This window comes from Paenibacillus sp. MB22_1, assembly GCF_047200555.1.
GTDB classification, from domain to species: Bacteria; Bacillota; Bacilli; order Paenibacillales; family Paenibacillaceae; genus Fontibacillus; species Fontibacillus phoenicis.
Map to the genome: position 1 here is coordinate 2,052,204 of NZ_JBLADV010000002.1, position 17,123 is coordinate 2,069,326.

Annotated in this window: 17 protein-coding genes; 10 read left to right on the forward strand and 7 right to left on the reverse strand. The window is 53.8% G+C overall.

Features of this window, described 5'->3' with window-relative positions; genetic code table 11:
• Window positions 1-738: 738 nt before the first annotated feature.
• Window positions 739-951, reverse strand: coding sequence for a hypothetical protein (locus ACL02P_RS21215; protein ID WP_333557488.1), 213 nt, complete (start codon window positions 949-951; stop codon window positions 739-741).
• A gap of 35 nt (window positions 952-986) precedes the next feature.
• Entirely contained in the window at window positions 987-1,601 is a 615-nt protein-coding gene (locus ACL02P_RS21220; RefSeq protein ID WP_028539404.1) for a superoxide dismutase, read from the reverse strand.
• Window positions 1,602-2,009: 408 nt separating this feature from the next.
• Here ACL02P_RS21220 and ACL02P_RS21225 point away from each other — a divergent pair, with 408 nt between their 5' ends.
• The 8 genes from ACL02P_RS21225 (at window position 2,010) to folE (ending at window position 8,719) form a co-directional block, all read left to right on the forward strand.
• The gene (locus tag ACL02P_RS21225) at window positions 2,010-3,479 is read left to right on the forward strand and encodes an IS1380-like element ISPaen1 family transposase (protein WP_009225442.1); all 1,470 of its coding nucleotides are present in this window, start codon (window positions 2,010-2,012) and stop codon (window positions 3,477-3,479) included.
• Window positions 3,480-3,803: 324 nt separating this feature from the next.
• Entirely contained in the window at window positions 3,804-4,244 is a 441-nt protein-coding gene (locus ACL02P_RS21230) for a GNAT family N-acetyltransferase (protein WP_028539405.1), read from the forward strand.
• A 116-nt stretch (window positions 4,245-4,360) separates the two neighbouring features.
• Window positions 4,361-4,972, forward strand: coding sequence for a signal peptidase I (gene lepB, locus ACL02P_RS21235; RefSeq protein ID WP_009227069.1), 612 nt, complete (start codon window positions 4,361-4,363; stop codon window positions 4,970-4,972).
• A gap of 24 nt (window positions 4,973-4,996) precedes the next feature.
• Entirely contained in the window at window positions 4,997-5,437 is a 441-nt protein-coding gene (gene rnhA / locus ACL02P_RS21240; protein WP_009227070.1) for a ribonuclease HI, read from the forward strand.
• Between the two features lie 53 nt (window positions 5,438-5,490).
• Complete coding sequence (gene queG, locus ACL02P_RS21245) at window positions 5,491-6,681, forward strand: tRNA epoxyqueuosine(34) reductase QueG (protein ID WP_412838029.1); 1,191 nt, start codon at window positions 5,491-5,493, stop codon at window positions 6,679-6,681.
• A 27-nt stretch (window positions 6,682-6,708) separates the two neighbouring features.
• Window positions 6,709-7,743, forward strand: a complete 1,035-nt coding sequence (locus ACL02P_RS21250) for an HD-GYP domain-containing protein (protein WP_412838030.1) — start codon at window positions 6,709-6,711, stop codon at window positions 7,741-7,743.
• Between the two features lie 97 nt (window positions 7,744-7,840).
• On the forward strand, window positions 7,841-8,083 hold the full coding sequence (locus ACL02P_RS21255) for a YneF family protein (RefSeq protein WP_009227073.1): 243 nt from the start codon (window positions 7,841-7,843) through the stop codon (window positions 8,081-8,083).
• A gap of 42 nt (window positions 8,084-8,125) precedes the next feature.
• Window positions 8,126-8,719 (forward strand): GTP cyclohydrolase I FolE, encoded by a 594-nt coding sequence (gene folE / locus ACL02P_RS21260; RefSeq protein ID WP_260071319.1) that lies wholly within the window; start codon window positions 8,126-8,128, stop codon window positions 8,717-8,719.
• A 185-nt stretch (window positions 8,720-8,904) separates the two neighbouring features.
• Here the strand turns inward: folE and ACL02P_RS21265 are convergent, their stop codons facing one another.
• Together ACL02P_RS21265 and ACL02P_RS21270 are read right to left on the reverse strand one after the other, a co-directional pair.
• Window positions 8,905-10,347 carry a Fe-Mn family superoxide dismutase gene (locus ACL02P_RS21265; RefSeq protein ID WP_412838031.1) on the reverse strand — a complete coding sequence of 481 codons (1,443 nt, stop codon included), beginning with the start codon at window positions 10,345-10,347 and terminating at the stop codon, window positions 8,905-8,907.
• Window positions 10,348-10,415: 68 nt separating this feature from the next.
• Window positions 10,416-11,447 carry an alpha/beta hydrolase gene (locus tag ACL02P_RS21270; RefSeq protein ID WP_412838032.1) on the reverse strand — a complete coding sequence of 344 codons (1,032 nt, stop codon included), beginning with the start codon at window positions 11,445-11,447 and terminating at the stop codon, window positions 10,416-10,418.
• Window positions 11,448-11,685: 238 nt separating this feature from the next.
• On the opposite strand from ACL02P_RS21270, the gene ACL02P_RS21275 reads away from it, so the two are divergent.
• The gene (locus ACL02P_RS21275; protein WP_412838033.1) at window positions 11,686-12,426 is read left to right on the forward strand and encodes an IclR family transcriptional regulator; all 741 of its coding nucleotides are present in this window, start codon (window positions 11,686-11,688) and stop codon (window positions 12,424-12,426) included.
• A 909-nt stretch (window positions 12,427-13,335) separates the two neighbouring features.
• Here ACL02P_RS21275 and ACL02P_RS21280 read toward each other — a convergent pair.
• Genes ACL02P_RS21280 through ACL02P_RS21290 form a run of 3 tightly spaced genes read right to left on the reverse strand, consistent with a single transcriptional unit; the run spans window position 13,336 to window position 16,490 of the window.
• Entirely contained in the window at window positions 13,336-14,958 is a 1,623-nt protein-coding gene (locus tag ACL02P_RS21280) for an alpha/beta fold hydrolase (protein ID WP_412838034.1), read from the reverse strand.
• A 35-nt stretch (window positions 14,959-14,993) separates the two neighbouring features.
• Window positions 14,994-16,097, reverse strand: coding sequence for a DUF1648 domain-containing protein (locus ACL02P_RS21285; RefSeq protein WP_339301348.1), 1,104 nt, complete (start codon window positions 16,095-16,097; stop codon window positions 14,994-14,996).
• 6 nt (window positions 16,098-16,103) lie between these two features.
• A complete protein-coding gene (locus ACL02P_RS21290) occupies window positions 16,104-16,490 on the reverse strand; it encodes a GntR family transcriptional regulator (protein ID WP_036646601.1) in 387 nt (128 codons plus the stop codon).
• Window positions 16,491-16,635: 145 nt separating this feature from the next.
• Here ACL02P_RS21290 and ACL02P_RS21295 point away from each other — a divergent pair, with 145 nt between their 5' ends.
• Window positions 16,636-17,073 carry a GNAT family N-acetyltransferase gene (locus tag ACL02P_RS21295; RefSeq protein WP_412838035.1) on the forward strand — a complete coding sequence of 146 codons (438 nt, stop codon included), beginning with the start codon at window positions 16,636-16,638 and terminating at the stop codon, window positions 17,071-17,073.
• The last annotated feature ends 50 nt before the right edge of the window (window positions 17,074-17,123 follow it).

Consider the following 17,123-nt stretch of genomic DNA (forward strand, 5'->3'; position numbering starts at 1 on the left):
TTGTTTGTAAGGTGTGCAGGATGGAACGTTCATGTGGAGCGCTAAAGGGACTGGACAGCACGGTGAAACAAGGGTAAGAGACTAACTAATTTTATAGAAGTGCGCGGTTTGAGGTAGGGGGAACTTGTTTGCACGATGGGTGCGTTAGGAGGATAGCTCCAAAAGTCAATAAGTCTACTTCTAGCCGACGTCTTCGTAGAAGGATAGCGGTAAAAAATTGGCCTTATTGCGAGCGCCAACGATTGTTGAGGCGCTAATCTGGCCCGATAAGGCCCTAAATTACCGCTATTTGCGGCGAAGCACGTCCCCGGGAGTAAATAGCGGTAAAAATTGGCCTTATTGCGAGCGCCAACGCTTGTTGAGGCGCTAATCTGGCCCGATAAGGCCCTAAATTACCGCTATTTGCGGCGAAGCACGTCCCCGGGAGTAAATAGCGGTAAAAATTGGCCTTATTGCGAGCACCAACGCTTGTTGAGCCGCTAATCGGGTCTGATAAGGCCCTAAATTACCGCTATTTGCGGCGAAGCACGTCCCCGGGAGTAAATAGCGGTAAAAATTGGCCTTATTGCGAGCGCCAACGATTGTTGAGGCGCTAATCGGGTCTGATAAGGCCCTAAATTACCGCTATTTGCGGCACAGCCCCATCCGTGAACAAAATAGCGGTACTTTTTACCGCTATCCGGCCGCCACACCACAACAAAAGGAAGGCGCATCTCATGCGCCTTCCTTTTTTTGCAATTACATCATACGGTTCTCCACAGATTTCATATGGTTCTGGGTGTCGGGTTCGCGGTGCTCCTCGTCCGAGACTTTGCCGAGGTCGGGGGTGGCTCCGCCGCCGGTGACGCTGTGGGCGAAATTCGTGAATTGCTGCTTATGCGCGTCCTCCGCGTGTTTAGCGGCGAGAAGCTCCCCCGGGTCATTCGTCAATTTACGCTTTTGCTCTGCCATAGATGTATCCTCCTTCGTTTGTCGTGAACGCAGCGTTATTTTTTCGCAGCCTCATACCGACGGTTCACTTCGTCCCAGTTGATAACGTTCCAGAACGCCGCGATGTAATCCGGTCGTTTGTTTTGATATTTCAAATAATACGCGTGCTCCCATACGTCCAGGCCAAGAATCGGCGTTAAGCCTTCGAAGAGCGGGCTGTCTTGGTTGGGCGTACTAGTGACGGCAAGCTTGCCATCCTTGCCAACGACCAGCCATGCCCAGCCGCTGCCGAAACGGGTGGTCGCCGCCTTTGTGAAGTCCTCTTTGAATTTATCGAAGCCGCCGAGATCGCTGTCAATCGCGGCAGCGACTGCACCGGTTGGCGCACCGCCGCCGCCCGGGCCGATGACCTTCCAGAACAAGCTGTGGTTGGCATGACCGCCGCCGTTGTTGCGTACCGCCGTGCGGATGCTTTCGGGAACGGCATCCAGGTTGGAGATCAGCTCCTCCACGCTTTTGCTCTGCAGTTCCGGCGCGCTTTCCAACGCGGCGTTCAAGTTGGTGACATACGTGTTATGGTGCCGATCATGGTGGATGATCATCGTTTGTTCATCGATATAAGGTTCCAGTGCATTTGCCGGATAAGGCAAAGCAGGCAATTCATGTGCCATGGTTGTTCTTACCTCCCGTTAATAATTCAATCCCGCTTTGTCATCCGAGTGTTAAGCGAAGGCATCGCCTCCTCGCCGTTAACACCCGCATAACAATCCTATTATTGGCAGCACATAAAAATATATGCATAAATTCGAGTCAGGACAGGGGTGTTTGTAAAAGTTCATAATTGTAACCGCTTAATTTAAAGCGCTTTCAGAAGAAAATTGATGTATTCTGGAGATATCTATGGTTTAACATGAATTCGGAATGTAGCCTAGCCAAAATCTGAGAGATTCACGTTGTGACAAGGCATTTTCGTCATAAAAAGTTGCCAATTTTTTTGCAAAATAAACAGGACACTGCAAGCCTCTTGTCAAAGGTTAAACCACCACGAATAACCAACGAGAGGAAGTGTCCCTAGCAACATGGTACCACAAGCAACGAACCATGCGCCAGAACGAAAATCACGCCGCGAACGCCGAATTGAAATTCTTGCGGAGCGTCGCCGAATCAAGCAGATCATGAAGAAGTTGAGACCGGTCACATTCGACAACAACACCGTCACGGAAGCCGGGAACTTCCAGTTCCTTGCCAGGTTCAAGGAACTCATCGGTCTGGACACCCTTATCGAGAGTCACGTTCATCTGGAACAAACAGCCAACTGTGTCTACACGGCCGAAAAGCTCGTCGATCACCTGCTGGACTGCGCGCTACTCGGCCACACACGTTTTTCACATATGAATGCCCTGCAGTCGGACCCTGGTTACCAGATCGTTACCGGCATCGAGCGTTTTCCTGACGAAAGCACCTTTCGCAATTTCCTGGGCAAACTCACCTGGAGCCATCTGATTCAGCTTGTCGCGTTAAACCGGGATTTGCTGGCACATAAGGCGCGGACGGGCGAAAAGCGCCTGGTCTGGATCGACATCGACGACACGGTCATCACGCTGTTCGGGGAGCAGGAAGGCGCGACAAACGGCTACAATCCGCGTTACCACGGACGTCCCTCGTACAAGATCCGGGTTGCTTTCATCGCCGGAAGCGGCGAGCTGATCCACTTGCAACTGAATCCCGGCAACATGAACGGCATGAAGGATTTGCTCTCGTTCGTTAAAGAAGTCGAAGCGATGCTGCCGCCGGAATGGATCGTCGAAGGCATCCGGGCCGACTGCGGTTTTGCCGACGAAGCTGTCATGGCGTACGCCGAAGAACGCGGCTGGCAGTACATCTTCAAGCTCCCGAAGAAAGCGACCGTCAAGAAGGCCATCGCTTATCTGCAGCAGCATCCCGCCTTTTGGGAGACGCTGAACGAAAAGGAAGAGCACATTACGTTCGCAGACGAGGATGATCGTTGGGCTGCTGCCGACATCCCGATTCTCCTTACCAACTGGGAGAAAGCCAGGCGCTGTGTCATCTACCGGGAAGCCCACGAAACCGAGCGTACAACCGATGGCCAATTGACGATGGCTCTCACGACCTATTCCTTCCAAGCCATTGTCACCAATACCGATCTCAAGCCGCTCATGCTGCTTCGCTCGTACAACAAGCGTGCCAACATCGAGAATCGCATCGATGAATTGAAAGAAGGTTATGCGGTGGAACAAAACAGCCAACATTCCATGCTCCGCAACCTGCTGTTCAGCTGGATCAAGGCCATTGCCTACAACGTGATGGTCTGGTTCAAACAGACGCTGATGCCGGAAACCTTGCAGCGGTGCGAAGTCCAAACGATTCGCCGAGCGGTGATCCGGGTACCCGGCAATGTGGTCGGCTCCGGTCGCTACCAGCATATCCGGCTTGCGCCGAATCCGACGCTCGCTGGAATCGTCGATGCGATGCAGCAAAAGCTCAGAGCATTGGCCATAAGCTTCATTCCGACTCTACATGCGGCCTAACGGTTCGATTCATCCCTGGCCATAACGGCATTTCGACCTGTAAAAATCAGGTCTTCTTTGGGTTGTGCAAAAAAACGCAGGATCACATCAGAACGTAAGAAGACTTAAAAGCCCGGCTCCAAAAACGCATTGAAACAGGCATTCCGTAGTGCGATGGCGGGTTATCCACAGGCCTGAGTTATCCACATTCCGATTTCATGTTTAATGGACAAGAAAGCTGTTTTTTTCTCGTTTTTGTCTGGAATCAAATATTCGGTTGATGTAAATCAGGGGGGTTATGTTTTACATCGGCCTATCTTGCGTGAAGAAAAGGGAGATCTTAGCATGCTTATTCGTTCCTTTCAGTTGAGTGATGTAAATCAAGTGATGGAGCTATTGCAGTTGGCCTTATCGGAGGATTGCTACGAAGACACCAAGTGCGCGTTTGCCAGACAACTTTCTTGGGATTCTGAGCTGATTATGGTTGCAGAAGTCGAGGAAGAGATCAAAGGGGTATTGATCGGGACGATCGATCAGAACACGGGGTGTATCTACCGCATGGCCGTACATCCTGATTACCGCCGGCGCGGCGTTGGACGCAGCCTTGTAACCGCAATGGAACAACGGTTCCAGCAGCGGAATGTCCGTCGGATTATGGTCGCCGGAGATGAACACAATAAAGCGATCATGCCGCTCTACGAGGCGATGGGCTATGGGGCAGGCAAGTTTTTGGAAGCCTTCCAGAAGCTTGGTATCGCAGCCCGGACGCTGACGGGATCCAATTGATGAAACTTCCCAAGACAGAAATGGGAAATGTTGAAGCATATCTTCCATCCGTTGCAAATGGGTGAAGGATGTGCTTTTCTATTTATATAGATTGTTTAATTTTGATGAGGTGCAGGATGGAACCGGTCATGGATTCGGAGCAAAAGGCAGCGTCAGATCCCGAACGCTCTGCTAACGAGCTGCAAGCGGAAGCCACGCAACCGCGGTGGGCCGCAGAACTGTGGGAGATGCTGAAGACGATCGTTATCGCCTTTGTCATTATGCTGCTGTTAAACCTATTTGTTTTTAACTTATCCATGGTGAAGGGACAATCGATGCAGCCTACCCTGGAAGAGCAGGAGCGGCTGTTCGTGGATAGGCTGGTGTATCGGTTTCATCATCCGAAGCGCGGTGAGATCGTCGTGCTGAAGGATCCTAGTGTGGATGCCGACCGGAAGCCTTTTCTGGTGAAGCGAATCGTGGCGGTTCCCGGGGATACGGTTGAAGTGCGAGACGGCCAACTGTTCATTAACGGGCAGCCGTTGGACGAGCCATACACCGACTCGGTAATCGAGGACGGCGACATGCCGGAGCTGAAGCTGGAGGCCGAACATTATTTCGTGATGGGCGATAACCGCCACGCCGGACGAAGCAAAGACAGCCGTTATTTTGGCAGCGTGAAGGAGAAATGGATCGTTGGCCGCGCCGAATTCGTTTTTTGGCCGATTACGAAGATCCGTAGTTTATAAGCCGTTTGCTTGGGAGGATGAACAGTGAAGGAAGTGACGATTTATACGGACGGGGCTTGCTCCGGGAATCCCGGTCCAGGGGGATGGGGCGCGGTGCTGATGTTTAACGGGCATCGGAAGGACCTGTCCGGCGGCGAAAAAATGACCACCAACAACCGCATGGAAATCCAGGCGGTCATTTCGGCGCTTAGTCAATTAAAGGAGCCTTGTCAAGTTAAGGTATACAGCGACTCCGCTTACGTGGTCAACTGCTTTCAGCAGAACTGGATTCGCGGCTGGCTAAAGAACGGTTGGAAGAACAGCAAGAACCAGCCCGTCGAGAACCGCGATCTTTGGGAAGAGCTGTGGCGGCTCATGGGCATTCACAAGGTGGAGTACATCAAGGTCAAAGGACATAGCGACAACGAGCTGAACAATTATTGCGACCAGTTAGCACGGGAAGCGATTAAGCGTTTATCTTCGTAAAAAAATACAACAGACAACCATTATGGCAACATGAACAGGAAGGAGGGGGACACATGTCTATGGCGGAAACCGGCATGACGCGTTTACCGGAAGGAGACAATCGCTGGGCGCAGCTGAAGCGGGAGATTCAGGAAGCAGCTGCGGAGTTCGGGATCGACGATATCGGCTTTGCCAGCGCGGATCCGTTCTTGTCGCTGAAGGCGATTTTGCAGGACCGGCGCGATAAAGGCTATGAATCCGGCTTTGAGGAGCCGGATCTCGACAAGCGGGTGTACCCGGAATTGTCGCTTACGGAGCCGGCTTCATTGATATCCATCGCGGTAGCCTATCCGTCGAAGCTGGAGAATCCCCCGAAGTCAGCGCCCGGCGAGCGGCGGGGCATCTTGGCCCGCTCTGCTTGGGGGCGGGACTATCATCAGGTGCTTCGCGAGGCGATGGCGAAGCTGGAAGCCTTCATCCGCGAGCGCGTCCCCGTAGCACGGATCGAGAGCATGGTCGACACCGGCGCCCTGGTGGACCGGGCGGTGGCGGATCGTGCAGGGATCGGCTTTAAGGGGAAAAACTGCGCGATCATCTCCCCCAAGTGGGGCTCGTGGATTTACCTCGGCGAGCTGATCACCAATATTCCGTTTCCTCCCGACACCCCGGTGGAGGAGGATTGCGGTGAGTGCACCAAATGCATCGACGCGTGCCCGACGGGAGCGTTAGTGGGTCCCGGGGAGTTAAACGCACAGCGGTGCATTTCTTTTTTGACGCAAACGAAAGGCTTTCTGGACGAGGAATTTATGGTGAAGATGGGCAACCGCCTTTATGGTTGTGATACTTGCCAGATTGTCTGCCCGAAAAATAAAGGAAAGTCTTGGAATCATCGGCCGGAGTTGGCCCCTGATCCCGAAACGGTTAAGCCGCTGTTACTCCCCTTGCTGGACTTAAGTAACCGTGAGTTTAAAGAACGTTTTGGTGACAGCGCTGCAGCTTGGAGGGGCAAAAAACCGATCCAACGCAACGCGGTCATCGCGCTGGGCAACTTCAAAGATTCGGCGTCCGTGCCGAAATTAATAGATATACTGCTTCATGACCCGCGGCCAGAGCTAAGAGGAACTGCAGCTTGGGCGCTGAGCCGAATCGGCGGCAAGGAGGCCGAGGAAGCGATCGACCGGGCGCTTGACGCCGAGCAGGAGGAAGAAGTGCGGGTTCGGCTTCAGACAGCCAAGCAGAAGCTGCAGGCTTCCAACGGGGACTGATATCCAGCAAGGGGGATAACATAAAATATGCGTTTCATCAGTATCGAGGATATCGAACCGGGGCAATATTTAGGTAAAACGGTGTATTCCGCCAACGGCACCGTGTTATTGTCGGCAGGGGTTCAGCTTACGGTTTTTATGATTAACACGCTTAAGCGGATCGGTGTGACCATGTTATACATTAAAGATCCGGACTTCGATGATATCGAAATCGAAGATGTGCTCAGCGAGGCGACCAAGCAGGCGATGTTCCGGGAAATGTCCGAGACGCTGCAGGCGATTCGTTCCGGTAAGGATTGGAGCACACGCAAAATCAACGCCAGCGTGGATTCCCTGTTAACCGACGTGTTGAATAACAAAGAGGTTCTGTTACAGCTCACCGACATTCGGACAGCGGACAATGCCGCATATATCCATGCGGTGAACGTCAGCTTGATCGCCTCGATGATTGGACTGAACTTGGGGCTCGGGTACTCCCAACTCAAGGATTTGGCGATTGGCGCGCTGCTGCACGATATCGGCAAATCGGTGCCGCTGCCGGAAGGCGCCAACGCCAAGGACCCGAAGCACCATCACACCTGGAGAGGCTATGAACTGCTTCGCCACAAACGCGAATTTAATCTGTTGATTGCCCATACGGCACTGCAACATCATGAACGGCTGGACGGCAAAGGAATCCCGCGGGGGATATCCGGGGATGAAATTCATCTGTTTCCACGCATCGTCGCTGTTGCGAACATGTACGATAATTTGGTCAGCGGTGCAAGCAAGGACGGGCGGGTCTTGCTGCCGCATGAGGCTTGCGAGCATTTGATGGCCTGCTCGGAACAGGAGTTGGATCACGAGGTGCTGGTGGAGTTTATGCGCATTATCTCCGTGTACCCGAACGGAACCTCAGTTCGTCTTGGGACGAAGGAAACCGGCGTGGTGGTCAGACAACACCGGGGATTACCGGGCCGGCCTGTTATTCGGATCGTGCGGGGCACCGGCGATGAGCTGGACGTGAATGAGGTTGATCTCGCGACTGAGACAACGTTGTTTATCGAGGCGGTTTTGGCGTGAATTCTTGAATCGCGTGAGGCTGGATGCTATGATATTTGGAGTGTGCAAGCCTTACAAGCGAAAGGCAGCACGATTATGATTCAGGGGTGGCTGAAACATGGATATCGTTATTCCAATTATTACTTTAATCGTCGGTCTGGTTGGCGGTTTTGTGATCGGGGTCTTTTACCTCCGCAGACAGTTAACGAAGATGCAAAACGACCCGCAAATGCTGCAGAAGATGGCGAAGCAAATGGGGTATAACCTGAACAGCAAGCAGATGCAGCGTGCGCAGCAGTTGATGAAGAATCAAGGCGGCCCATTGCCGGGGGCGGGACGAACGACGAAGAAGAGAAAATAAAGTAACGTTTCGCCATACTCTATGAAAGGAGGGGCGCTGAAGATGTCCGGATTGAAAGATTACGTCAATACACGGGTAGGCGATCATCGGGAGCAAATCGAATATCATGTTCGGGAAATCCTGAAATTGATCGGGGAAGACGTGAAACGCGAAGGGCTGCTCGAAACACCGGCCCGGGTGACGCGGATGTATGAAGAGATTTTTGCCGGGTATGAAGTCGATCCTCGGGATGTGCTGGGAGTTACCTTCGAGGAAAACCATGAAGAGCTTGTCATTGTGAAGGACATCGTCTATTACAGTCAATGCGAGCATCATATGGCGCCTTTCTTCGGCAAAGCCCATATCGGATATATTCCAAGCGGTCGAATCGCCGGGCTCAGCAAGCTGGCCCGTTTGGTCGAAGCGGTAACCCGACGCCTGCAGGTGCAGGAACGGATTACCTCGCAAATTGCCGACATCATGGAAGAGGTGCTGCAGCCGAAAGGCGTGATGGTTGTCGTAGAGGGCGAGCACCTGTGCATGTGCTCTCGCGGCGTCAAGAAGCCAGGCAGCAAGACCGTGACCTCGGCCGTACGCGGAAGCTTCCGGAAGGATGCGGCTTCCCGGGCGGAGTTCCTTTCGCTCATCAAAGAATAGCCTTTATCAAAGACCTTTGGTTTCGAGTACAAGCCTCGTGAACCAAAGGTCTTTTTATAGTTCTTATTATTGGTACGGACACGTTGTACAGCAATTAAATAACACCATCATTATTCTGTTACTAGCTCTTATCCTCTTCAAAGTGAGCAAAAGAAAGTGAACCATAATAACAAAATGGCAGTCGTTTAAAACGGCTGCCATTTTAGTTTTTTCGCGGCTTCGTACCGTTTGGCGACGGCGGGCCAATAGACGACGTTCCACCAATCTTTGATGTAGTTGGCGCGAGCGTTTTGATGCTTCAGGTAATACGCATGCTCCCAAACGTCCAGCGGCAGCAGCGGAACGACGTCCCATTGCGACAGGTTCTGGTGCTTCTCCGCTGTGAGGATCTCCAGCCGGTGAGCGCGCGGGCTCCACACCAGGATGGCCCAGCCGCCGCCTTCGACTTTGGCAGCTGCTTCAGAGAACTGTTTATGGAACGCGTCGTAGCTGCCGAAATCGCGTTTGATCTGCCCCAGCAGCTCGCCTTGCGGTTTGCCGCCGCCCTTCGGATTCATAATGTCCCAGAAAATCGTATGCAGGTAATGTCCCGCACCGTTAAAGGCCAGCTCCCGCTCCCAATGCTTTACCAAATCAAAATTGCCGGATTTCCGCGCCTCCTGCAGCTTGAGTTCCGCTTTGTTCAAATCGTCAACATACGTCTTGTGATGCTTGTCGTGATGAATGCGCATCGTCTGTTCATCGATATAGGGTTCAAGCGCGTTGTATGGATAAGGCAGCGGAGGGAGCGTATGTCCGCCGATCGGGACGGAGTGTTCCGGTACGCGCGCCGTAATCGCTTCCGCGTTGTTGTCAGCGGCTGGTTCTTGGCGGAGGCTGAGCTCATCCTGTTCCTGCACATGCACCTGCACGACTTCTGCTGCAAGGGTGGCCTCGGACACGTCCGCCGCTCCTGGCACGTCTTGCTCCTCGGGCGTGTTTGCTGCTTCGGAGGCGTCCGCTCTGTTTTGCTCGGCGGAGGTGGTTGCGTCCGTTTCGGCCGTCAAGTCCAGTTGCTCGGACGTGGTGAAGGCTGTTAACTCCTGCGGCTCTTCTTCGTTGGCCGAGTCGAAAGACGCTTGTTCGCGGTATATTGGCTGCCCAGCAGCCGCGTGGTAAGGATCGGGATACGGCGGCGCTCCGGCCATGCTGCCGGCGATTTCTCCCGGCCGATTCAGCCGCTCAAGCACCTCAAGGAAATACGCCGATTCCCGGATGATGTGCAGCAGCACCACGGGAGCCAGCGGCACCGACTTCACGGCCGCGCTATGCTTCAGCATGTACTCCAGATGGCGGATAAATTCCTGCGACTGCTGACACGAGGCTCGCAGAAGCCGTTCCGTCTGGCGGATGATCTCTGGACTCGAGGCGGCGTGAGGTGTGGCCAAGGCGTATTGCAGCAGCTTGTCAGCTGCGGCCTCCGTCCCTTCAAAGATCGGCTTCCATTCCTCCAGCAGCCGAACGTAATCGGCCTCCAGGCGGGGAACAATCGCCTGAATGACTTCCGTGTGCTCCGCTTCTTGTTGCTTCCAGAAACGGATTTCCTCCAATATGCGCACAGGCAAAAAAGGCCCGTATACAAACAACATTCGGCCTACCTCCTCAGGGATAAGAAGTACATTACTACCAGCTTATTGGTGAGGAGGGTTGGCTTATGCTATTCGGATGCGGACCCGGTTTGAATATTCGTTTTTTGGGAGGCGAGCTTGATCTGGCCCAGGAACAACGACACTTTACGCAGATATTCCTTCGGATGCTCGCGGAAAATCAACTCATGATGCGCGCCGTCTACGATCCATACGCTAGAAATAGGGTTCGTTTGGTTGGCCGCCAGTTTCTCAGCGATGGGGTAAGGCGCTTTCTCATCCTCGGTGCCGTGGATGAACAGGATCGGGAAGGGATAATCTTCCGATTTGACCTGGGTATACGGAATTTGCCGCAGGCTGGTACCGTTTAACACCGGAAGCAGCATACCGATAATCTCCAGCGACGGATGGCGCGGCAGGTCGATGTGCTGGCGGATGTTGTGGTACATCGTATCCGGCTCCAGCAGGAACGTGCTGTCGAGAATCATGCCGTCGATGTCCGGGCTTTTTAAACCGGCTTGCAGTGCAGTGCCGGCCCCCATGGAGAAGCCCCAGACGATGATCTCTTGGCTGCCCAGTTGTTTGGCAACCTGGATCGCTCCGAGCAGCTGCTGGGCTTCTTTTTTGCCGCCGGTGGCGACCTCCTTGCTGTTCTCCGCAGCAAAGCCGTAATCAAACATCAGGACATTAAAATTCAGACGATGGGCAAAATTGGCCAGATCATACATCGGAATCCAGTACTCCTCGCGATTGGCCCCATACCCATGGCTAAATACGATCGTTTTGACGGAATCTTCCGCCGGAATATACCATCCTTGCATCATTCGGCTCCCGTCAGCCGCGGGGAAGGTGATGTTCTGGTAATCCAAATGAATAGACAGCTTCGGATTGGAATAAAGCGGCGCCACCTTGGGGTTGGAGAGCACCCAGGCGATATAGCCGTGCAGCGAGATAAAGCAGAAGATCAGGAAGAACAGCACGGATAATAAGAGGGCAATGATAATGTTTTTGATGCTGATGTGCCGGGCTGTTGCCGCGGGAACATCGCCGGAAACGTACGCCGAAGGAGGCAAGGGAAGATCATTTCGACCGGTGTGGCTCATACGCTTCCCTCCCATTACTAGATTATATGATTGAAATTTGGACTGTTTACAATTGAAGAAAACGCTTTTAATGGAGGGGGATCGAAGAAAATGTCGAAATAACACGATTCCCCTGAATTTAATCGTAAGTCGATCCCTGTTGAATGTCAATGGAAGGTGTTTCATTGACGGAATTTCGCTTCTTTCATATAATTTATGTAACCGAGTTTCATATAGTGAAACCTAAGGAGGATGCCGGATGGAAGACCGGAAGCTGACGGTGCGCGCGGTTGAGCGGGCTTTGGATATATTGGGATGTTTCACAAAAGCAAGCGATCTGGGGCTGACGGAGATCGCCGCCGAAATCGGCCTGCATAAAAGCACGGTCCATCGCTTGTTGACCACGCTGGAGGAGCGGGGCTTTGTGATCCGTGATCCTGCTACGGAGAAGTACCGTCTCGGCCTGAAGATCTGGGAGCTGTCGTCCCATATGTCCCACAGCGACGATCCCGCTGTGCTGCTGCTGCCGCAGATGGAGCGGCTGCGCGACCGGCTCGGCGAGACGGTCAGCCTTTATTTACGTGACGGCATTGAGCGGATACGGATTCAGGCGGTGCAGAGCAACCAGGCCATCCGCCGGGTCGCGCCGGTCGGGGCGCGGCTGCCGCTGTACGTGGGCGCGTCCAGCAAGGTGCTCGTCGCCTACTCGGGCGAAGAGGTGCTCCAGGCGGTGCTGGACAGCCCGGACTGGCCGCCGACGATCGATAAGGCGGCCTATGTGGCGCAGCTGGAGGATATCCGCAAGGCGGGATATGCCACCAGCTACGAGGAGCGGGAGCCGGGGGCGTCCGCCGTCTCCGCGCCGATATTTGACCGGACAGGGAAGCTTGCAGCCGCCCTGTCCGTGTCGGGGCCGGTCAGCCGCTTGACGCTGCAGCGGCTGGAGGAATACGGGCCGATCCTGGTGGAGGCGGCCCGGGAGATGGGCATGCTGATGTAGGCGCGCCTGGCGGCAGCCGCGATCATCATGCCTTGCATGGCCAAAACGCCTGCGCGAGGGGGGAACCCTGCGCAGGCGTTTTTTACGTTGTTATTGGAATCACGATAACTCCGAAATGGCTTCAATAGGGCTTGAAAAAAATGTGCTTTATTTTATTAAAAATGCAACATTGCTCCTTTTTTTAATTCTTTATGCAACGCCAGTGCCACAACAGGCGAAGCTTCCAGCAATAAGGCCACTTTTTACCGCTATATACTCACGGGGATGAAGCTTCGCCGCAAATAGCGGTAATCTTTGGCCTTATTGGGCTCGATGAACGCCCCGGCAGGCGTAGCAGCCCGCGATAAGGCCACTTTTTACCGCTATAAGAGCACAAGGACGAAGCTTCGCCGCAAATAGCGGTAATCTTTGGCCTTATTGGGCTCGATGAACGCCACAACAGGCGAAGCTTCCAGCAATAAGGCCACTTTTTACCGCTATATACTCACGGGGATGAAGCTTCGCCGCAAATAGCGGTAATCTTTGGCCTTATTGGGCTCGATGAACGCCCCGGCAGGCGTAGCAGCCCGCGATAAGGCCACTTTTTACCGCTATAAGAGCACAAGGACGAAGCTTCGCCGCAAATAGCGGTAATCTTTGGCCTTATTGGGCTCGATGAACGCCCCGGCAGGCGTAGCAGCCCGCGATAAGGCCACTTTTTACCGCTATAAGAGCACAAGGACGAAGCTTCGCCGCAAATAGCGGTAATCTTTGGCCTTATTGGGCTCGAAAAACGCCACAACAGGCGAAGCAGCTAGCAATAAGGCCACTTTTTACCGCTATATATTCACGGAGATAAGCTTCGCTGCGAATAGCGGTAATATATGGCCTTATTAGGCCCAATATACGCCATAATAAGTGCAACGCGGCTTACTTGATCCCCTGAACCCAAGCTGCAATATCGTCGATGATCTCCTTGGAGACGTTGGACGGTTGGGCGTACTCGGCGCCGATCGAGAGGCCATCCACTTTGGCCAGCAGGTGGTTGACCTGCGGATACGATTTAAACGCGACGTCTTTGCGGTTTTGCAGCGCGGTTTTCCAGCCTTCAAATTGCTTCATCGTCACTTGCCAATCGTTCTCGCCTTGCAGGATCAGCATCGGAACGGACTGCTGCTTGGCGAGCTCGGCCGGCACGTAGTTTTTCTGCTCAAACCACCAGTACGCCGGTTGGGTCGGGAATTGCTCCGGCATATGGTCAACCGTATACTGCGGGTCGTTGACCATCGCGGCGATCGACGTATACATCGCAGCTTGCTGCTCGTAAGGCGCCGGGTCCAGGCCGAGCTCCTTCACACGGCTGACGAGCTCCGCTTGCTGCTCAACCAACACATCGGCGAATTTGCCGCTTGGTCCGGACAGCAAGATTGTCCCGGCGATGTCGCCGCTGGTATCGCCTGCGATGATCAACGGCATCGCATAACCGCCTTGGCTATGGCCGGCGACAAAGATGCGGGAGGCATCGATCTCCGGTGTCTGTTTCAATAACGCGACCGCCTTCAGGGCATCGTCGACCGTCTCTTTTTTCAGCGTAAACTTCGAATCGGCGGCCACTTTAAAGGTATGCTCGTACGTGACTTTGTCGTACCGCAGAACGGCGATGCCTTGCGCAGCCAGGCCCACCGCCAGGTCACGGAACGGCTTGGCGCTGCCGATCGCCTCGTCCCGATCGTTGGTTCCGGAGCCGTGCACCAGCACAACGGCAGGGAACGGGCCGTTGCCCACAGGCAGCGTTAAGGTGCCCGGCAAGGCCATGGCGCCTTCCCCAACGGTGACTTCCCGCTCAGTATAAGCGGCGGCATCTTCGTAGGCAGGCTTTTGGTAGGCCGAGCTGGCAGCGGCAGCGATATACATATCGTCGATCTCACCGGCGGCATTCAGCCGCAGCGTTAAGTTCACAGGAACTGCGGCCGTTTGAAAGGCGTACGTTACGTTGCGGTGGACGGTATTGGACGTTTCACTCTTGGATGGAGTGCCAACCACTTTGCCGAACACCGCTTCATAATTGGCCCATAGCTGGTTCAGCAGGGAAGCCGGAAGGTAAGAAGATGCAGAGGCGCTGACGTATTTCGCCGCTTCGGCGCCGTTACCGGCAAGCAGCGCTTTCAGGAACAAGTCGGCGGAGTCCGCAGCTTCCGCATCCGTCTGCGCCGATTCATTTTCCCCAAACACCTCAACCAGCCATTTGGCATCGACCAGCGCCCGGCCGTTCGTTATACGTACAGGCTCCCCTAAAATAGTACGTTTCCCGTCCACCAACGCTTCCGACGAATCGAGGGTCAGCTCCAGCTTATGTCCGTCCTTGGTGATGAGGATGCTGCGGCTTTCCGGCAGCCAATCGACTTGCGCGCCAAAGTCTTCGGCCGCTTTCCGTACAGGGATGAGCGCAGTGGCGCTTTGCTGAGATGCCAGAGCGGATGCTGGCGGAAGTGCCAGACTAAGGGTGAGTGCAACAGCGGCGGCATGCTTGAATAGTTGGGATCGTTGGGTCATTTCATTTTCCTCCTTAAATATCAAATGAACTTCATCTATTTAGTAAGCCAGGCAGACCAGGCGATGACGACCAGAATGCCCAGCAGGGTGAGCCATGATATCGGATTTGCGAAGTTCATCGTCCAGCCGATCCCGGTTCTTTTCTCCACAAAAAGAGTTGGGTCCTGCGGATTAAAGTAAATCGCTCCCAGCTTCCAGTAACGGTCATCGTTAACCGGCGCGGCGCTTGCATTGCCGGGGACACGCCCGCGTCCGATTCGGCTGCCGCCTTGGCCTGTCGTAAAGGTCAGCACCATGGCAAATAAGACAATAAATACAGGGACGGCCAGGCTAACCATCGTGATCACGCTGATATCCATGGGACGAATCATGTTAACTTGAATGAACGAAAACATCAGGATCAACGCCAAGGATGAGGCTACTGTGAAGACGGACCATCTCCGGCGGAACGCGGCGTTTTGACGGAGCGAGCGCTCTGGATCGGAGGTCCGGAGCTGTTGTTTGCTGTGATGGATCGACCAATTCACAAACCAGAACAGCAACGTTAAGATGATCTGCATCACGTTAGGAAACAACACGATGCGATAAGATTTAGCGGCACTGCTGACCACTTGACCCGAAAAATCGAACTTCATTGCGACCGTATCAGGGATAGACGCGTATTGGCTCAGGGTCAGGGCTGCACTTACGACAATGATGACGGCGTGGATCAGAAACCACTTGCCGGATAATGCCAGCCTTTGCCGGCGAAACCCGGTGTCCACCGCAATCAAGGCCGGAGAGTCCGGAGCGGCGGGCAGGGACGGGCGGAGTTTTTTCATCCGGAAGTAAAACGCTAGATGGAGTCCCGTGGAGATCACGAGGACCACTCCGAGATAAATGGCAAACAGGATACCCTGCTCATTGCCATTCTTGTTCCACAGGCTCACGAAGCAGGCAATCAGCAGGAGTGAATAGATGGTTCCGCTGATGGAGGCATACAGCCTGCGCAGCCGCCGCACCGGTTCGCTCCAGTATTGCTCCTCGCTAACGGATACGCCGAAGCTTACCGTCTCCCGAGTTAAATAAGGCATCAAGGCTAAGGACGCCAGCAAGGGCAAAAACATCAACAATAAGAGAAATGTAGATAGTAGCTGCATTTCGGTTTACTCCTTTCGAGAAATCTCTTGGTGGATTTGCTCTACAATCCGAAGCAGTTCTTCCTTCTCCATCCCGCGGCAGATGGCTTCGGCCACGATCGGACGCAGCTCGCGCCGCTGTTTCTCGCGAAATTCCGGCGTAATCGGCGGCATGGCCACCGGATCGACGACAACGCCTTTTTGGCGGTGGACTTGGATGTAACCTTCCTGCTTCAGAATCGTATAGGCTTTGTTCACCGTATGCAGGTTAACGCCGATATCGGAAGCCAAGCTGCGTACGGAGGGCAAGGGTTCGCCCAGTTGAAGCCGTCCGCTGGCAATCCCTTCGATAATTTGATTAACCAGTTGTGTATAAATCGGGACCTCCGATTGTAAATCCAACTGAATGATCACGGACAGGCATCTCCTTTTTGTTCTAACTGTTATACATTAACTATAACAGATAGTTTGTGTGGTGTAAAGTGCTGCAGGAGCGATTGATTGACGGGTACCTGAAATCATGATTAGATGATCCTGACCATGAATGGGGGAGTTATAGGTGTCGGATCAGACGGAGGGGCGTTTGACCGGATACTTCAGCTGGTATTCAGCGGATGGGGTGGAGGCGATCATCAATGCCATGGTGCATCCGCAGCAGCGCCGCCAAGGTATTTTCCGAACTTTGCTGGAGGCGGCGGCAACGGACATGCGCGAGCAGGGGATTCAAGCCTGCCGATTTAAAGTTCCGGCGGATTCGGATGCCGGTCAACATACCATGGAGCATCTTGGCGCCCAGTTTGACAAATCGCAGTACGCAATGGAGTTTCTCGCTTTACCGAGCGATGAGATCAGGAACCCGAACCTCGCGCTTCGCCCGGAAACGCTGAAGGATTTCGGATTTATGGTGCGCTGCTCCACACATGCGTTTGGCGATTCGGAGGAGTGGACGCTGCGTTATTTCGGTAATACCCGGGAGATTACTACACATGTAAGCTAAAAGCATGGCCATAAGATGAAAAAAACGAGTTCCCTTCACACACCGTGAAG

Excerpts from the sequence above, each read along its gene's own strand:
- ACL02P_RS21280 (WP_412838034.1), bottom strand. The coding sequence starts at position 14,958 with ATGACCCAACGATCCCAACTATTCAAGCATGCCGCCGCTGTTGCACTC.
- ACL02P_RS21215 (WP_333557488.1), bottom strand. The coding sequence starts at position 951 with ATGGCAGAGCAAAAGCGTAAATTGACGAATGACCCGGGGGAGCTTCTC.
- ACL02P_RS21220 (WP_028539404.1), bottom strand. The coding sequence starts at position 1,601 with ATGGCACATGAATTGCCTGCTTTGCCTTATCCGGCAAATGCACTGGAA.
- ACL02P_RS21275 (WP_412838033.1), top strand. The coding sequence starts at position 11,686 with ATGGAAGACCGGAAGCTGACGGTGCGCGCGGTTGAGCGGGCTTTGGAT.
- ACL02P_RS21225 (WP_009225442.1), top strand. The coding sequence starts at position 2,010 with ATGGTACCACAAGCAACGAACCATGCGCCAGAACGAAAATCACGCCGC.
- ACL02P_RS21285 (WP_339301348.1), bottom strand. The coding sequence starts at position 16,097 with ATGCAGCTACTATCTACATTTCTCTTATTGTTGATGTTTTTGCCCTTG.
- ACL02P_RS21270 (WP_412838032.1), bottom strand. The coding sequence starts at position 11,447 with ATGAGCCACACCGGTCGAAATGATCTTCCCTTGCCTCCTTCGGCGTAC.
- ACL02P_RS21265 (WP_412838031.1), bottom strand. The coding sequence starts at position 10,347 with ATGTTGTTTGTATACGGGCCTTTTTTGCCTGTGCGCATATTGGAGGAA.
- ACL02P_RS21250 (WP_412838030.1), top strand. The coding sequence starts at position 6,709 with ATGCGTTTCATCAGTATCGAGGATATCGAACCGGGGCAATATTTAGGT.
- ACL02P_RS21255 (WP_009227073.1), top strand. The coding sequence starts at position 7,841 with ATGGATATCGTTATTCCAATTATTACTTTAATCGTCGGTCTGGTTGGC.
- ACL02P_RS21230 (WP_028539405.1), top strand. The coding sequence starts at position 3,804 with ATGCTTATTCGTTCCTTTCAGTTGAGTGATGTAAATCAAGTGATGGAG.
- lepB (WP_009227069.1), top strand. The coding sequence starts at position 4,361 with ATGGAACCGGTCATGGATTCGGAGCAAAAGGCAGCGTCAGATCCCGAA.
- folE (WP_260071319.1), top strand. The coding sequence starts at position 8,126 with ATGTCCGGATTGAAAGATTACGTCAATACACGGGTAGGCGATCATCGG.
- queG (WP_412838029.1), top strand. The coding sequence starts at position 5,491 with ATGTCTATGGCGGAAACCGGCATGACGCGTTTACCGGAAGGAGACAAT.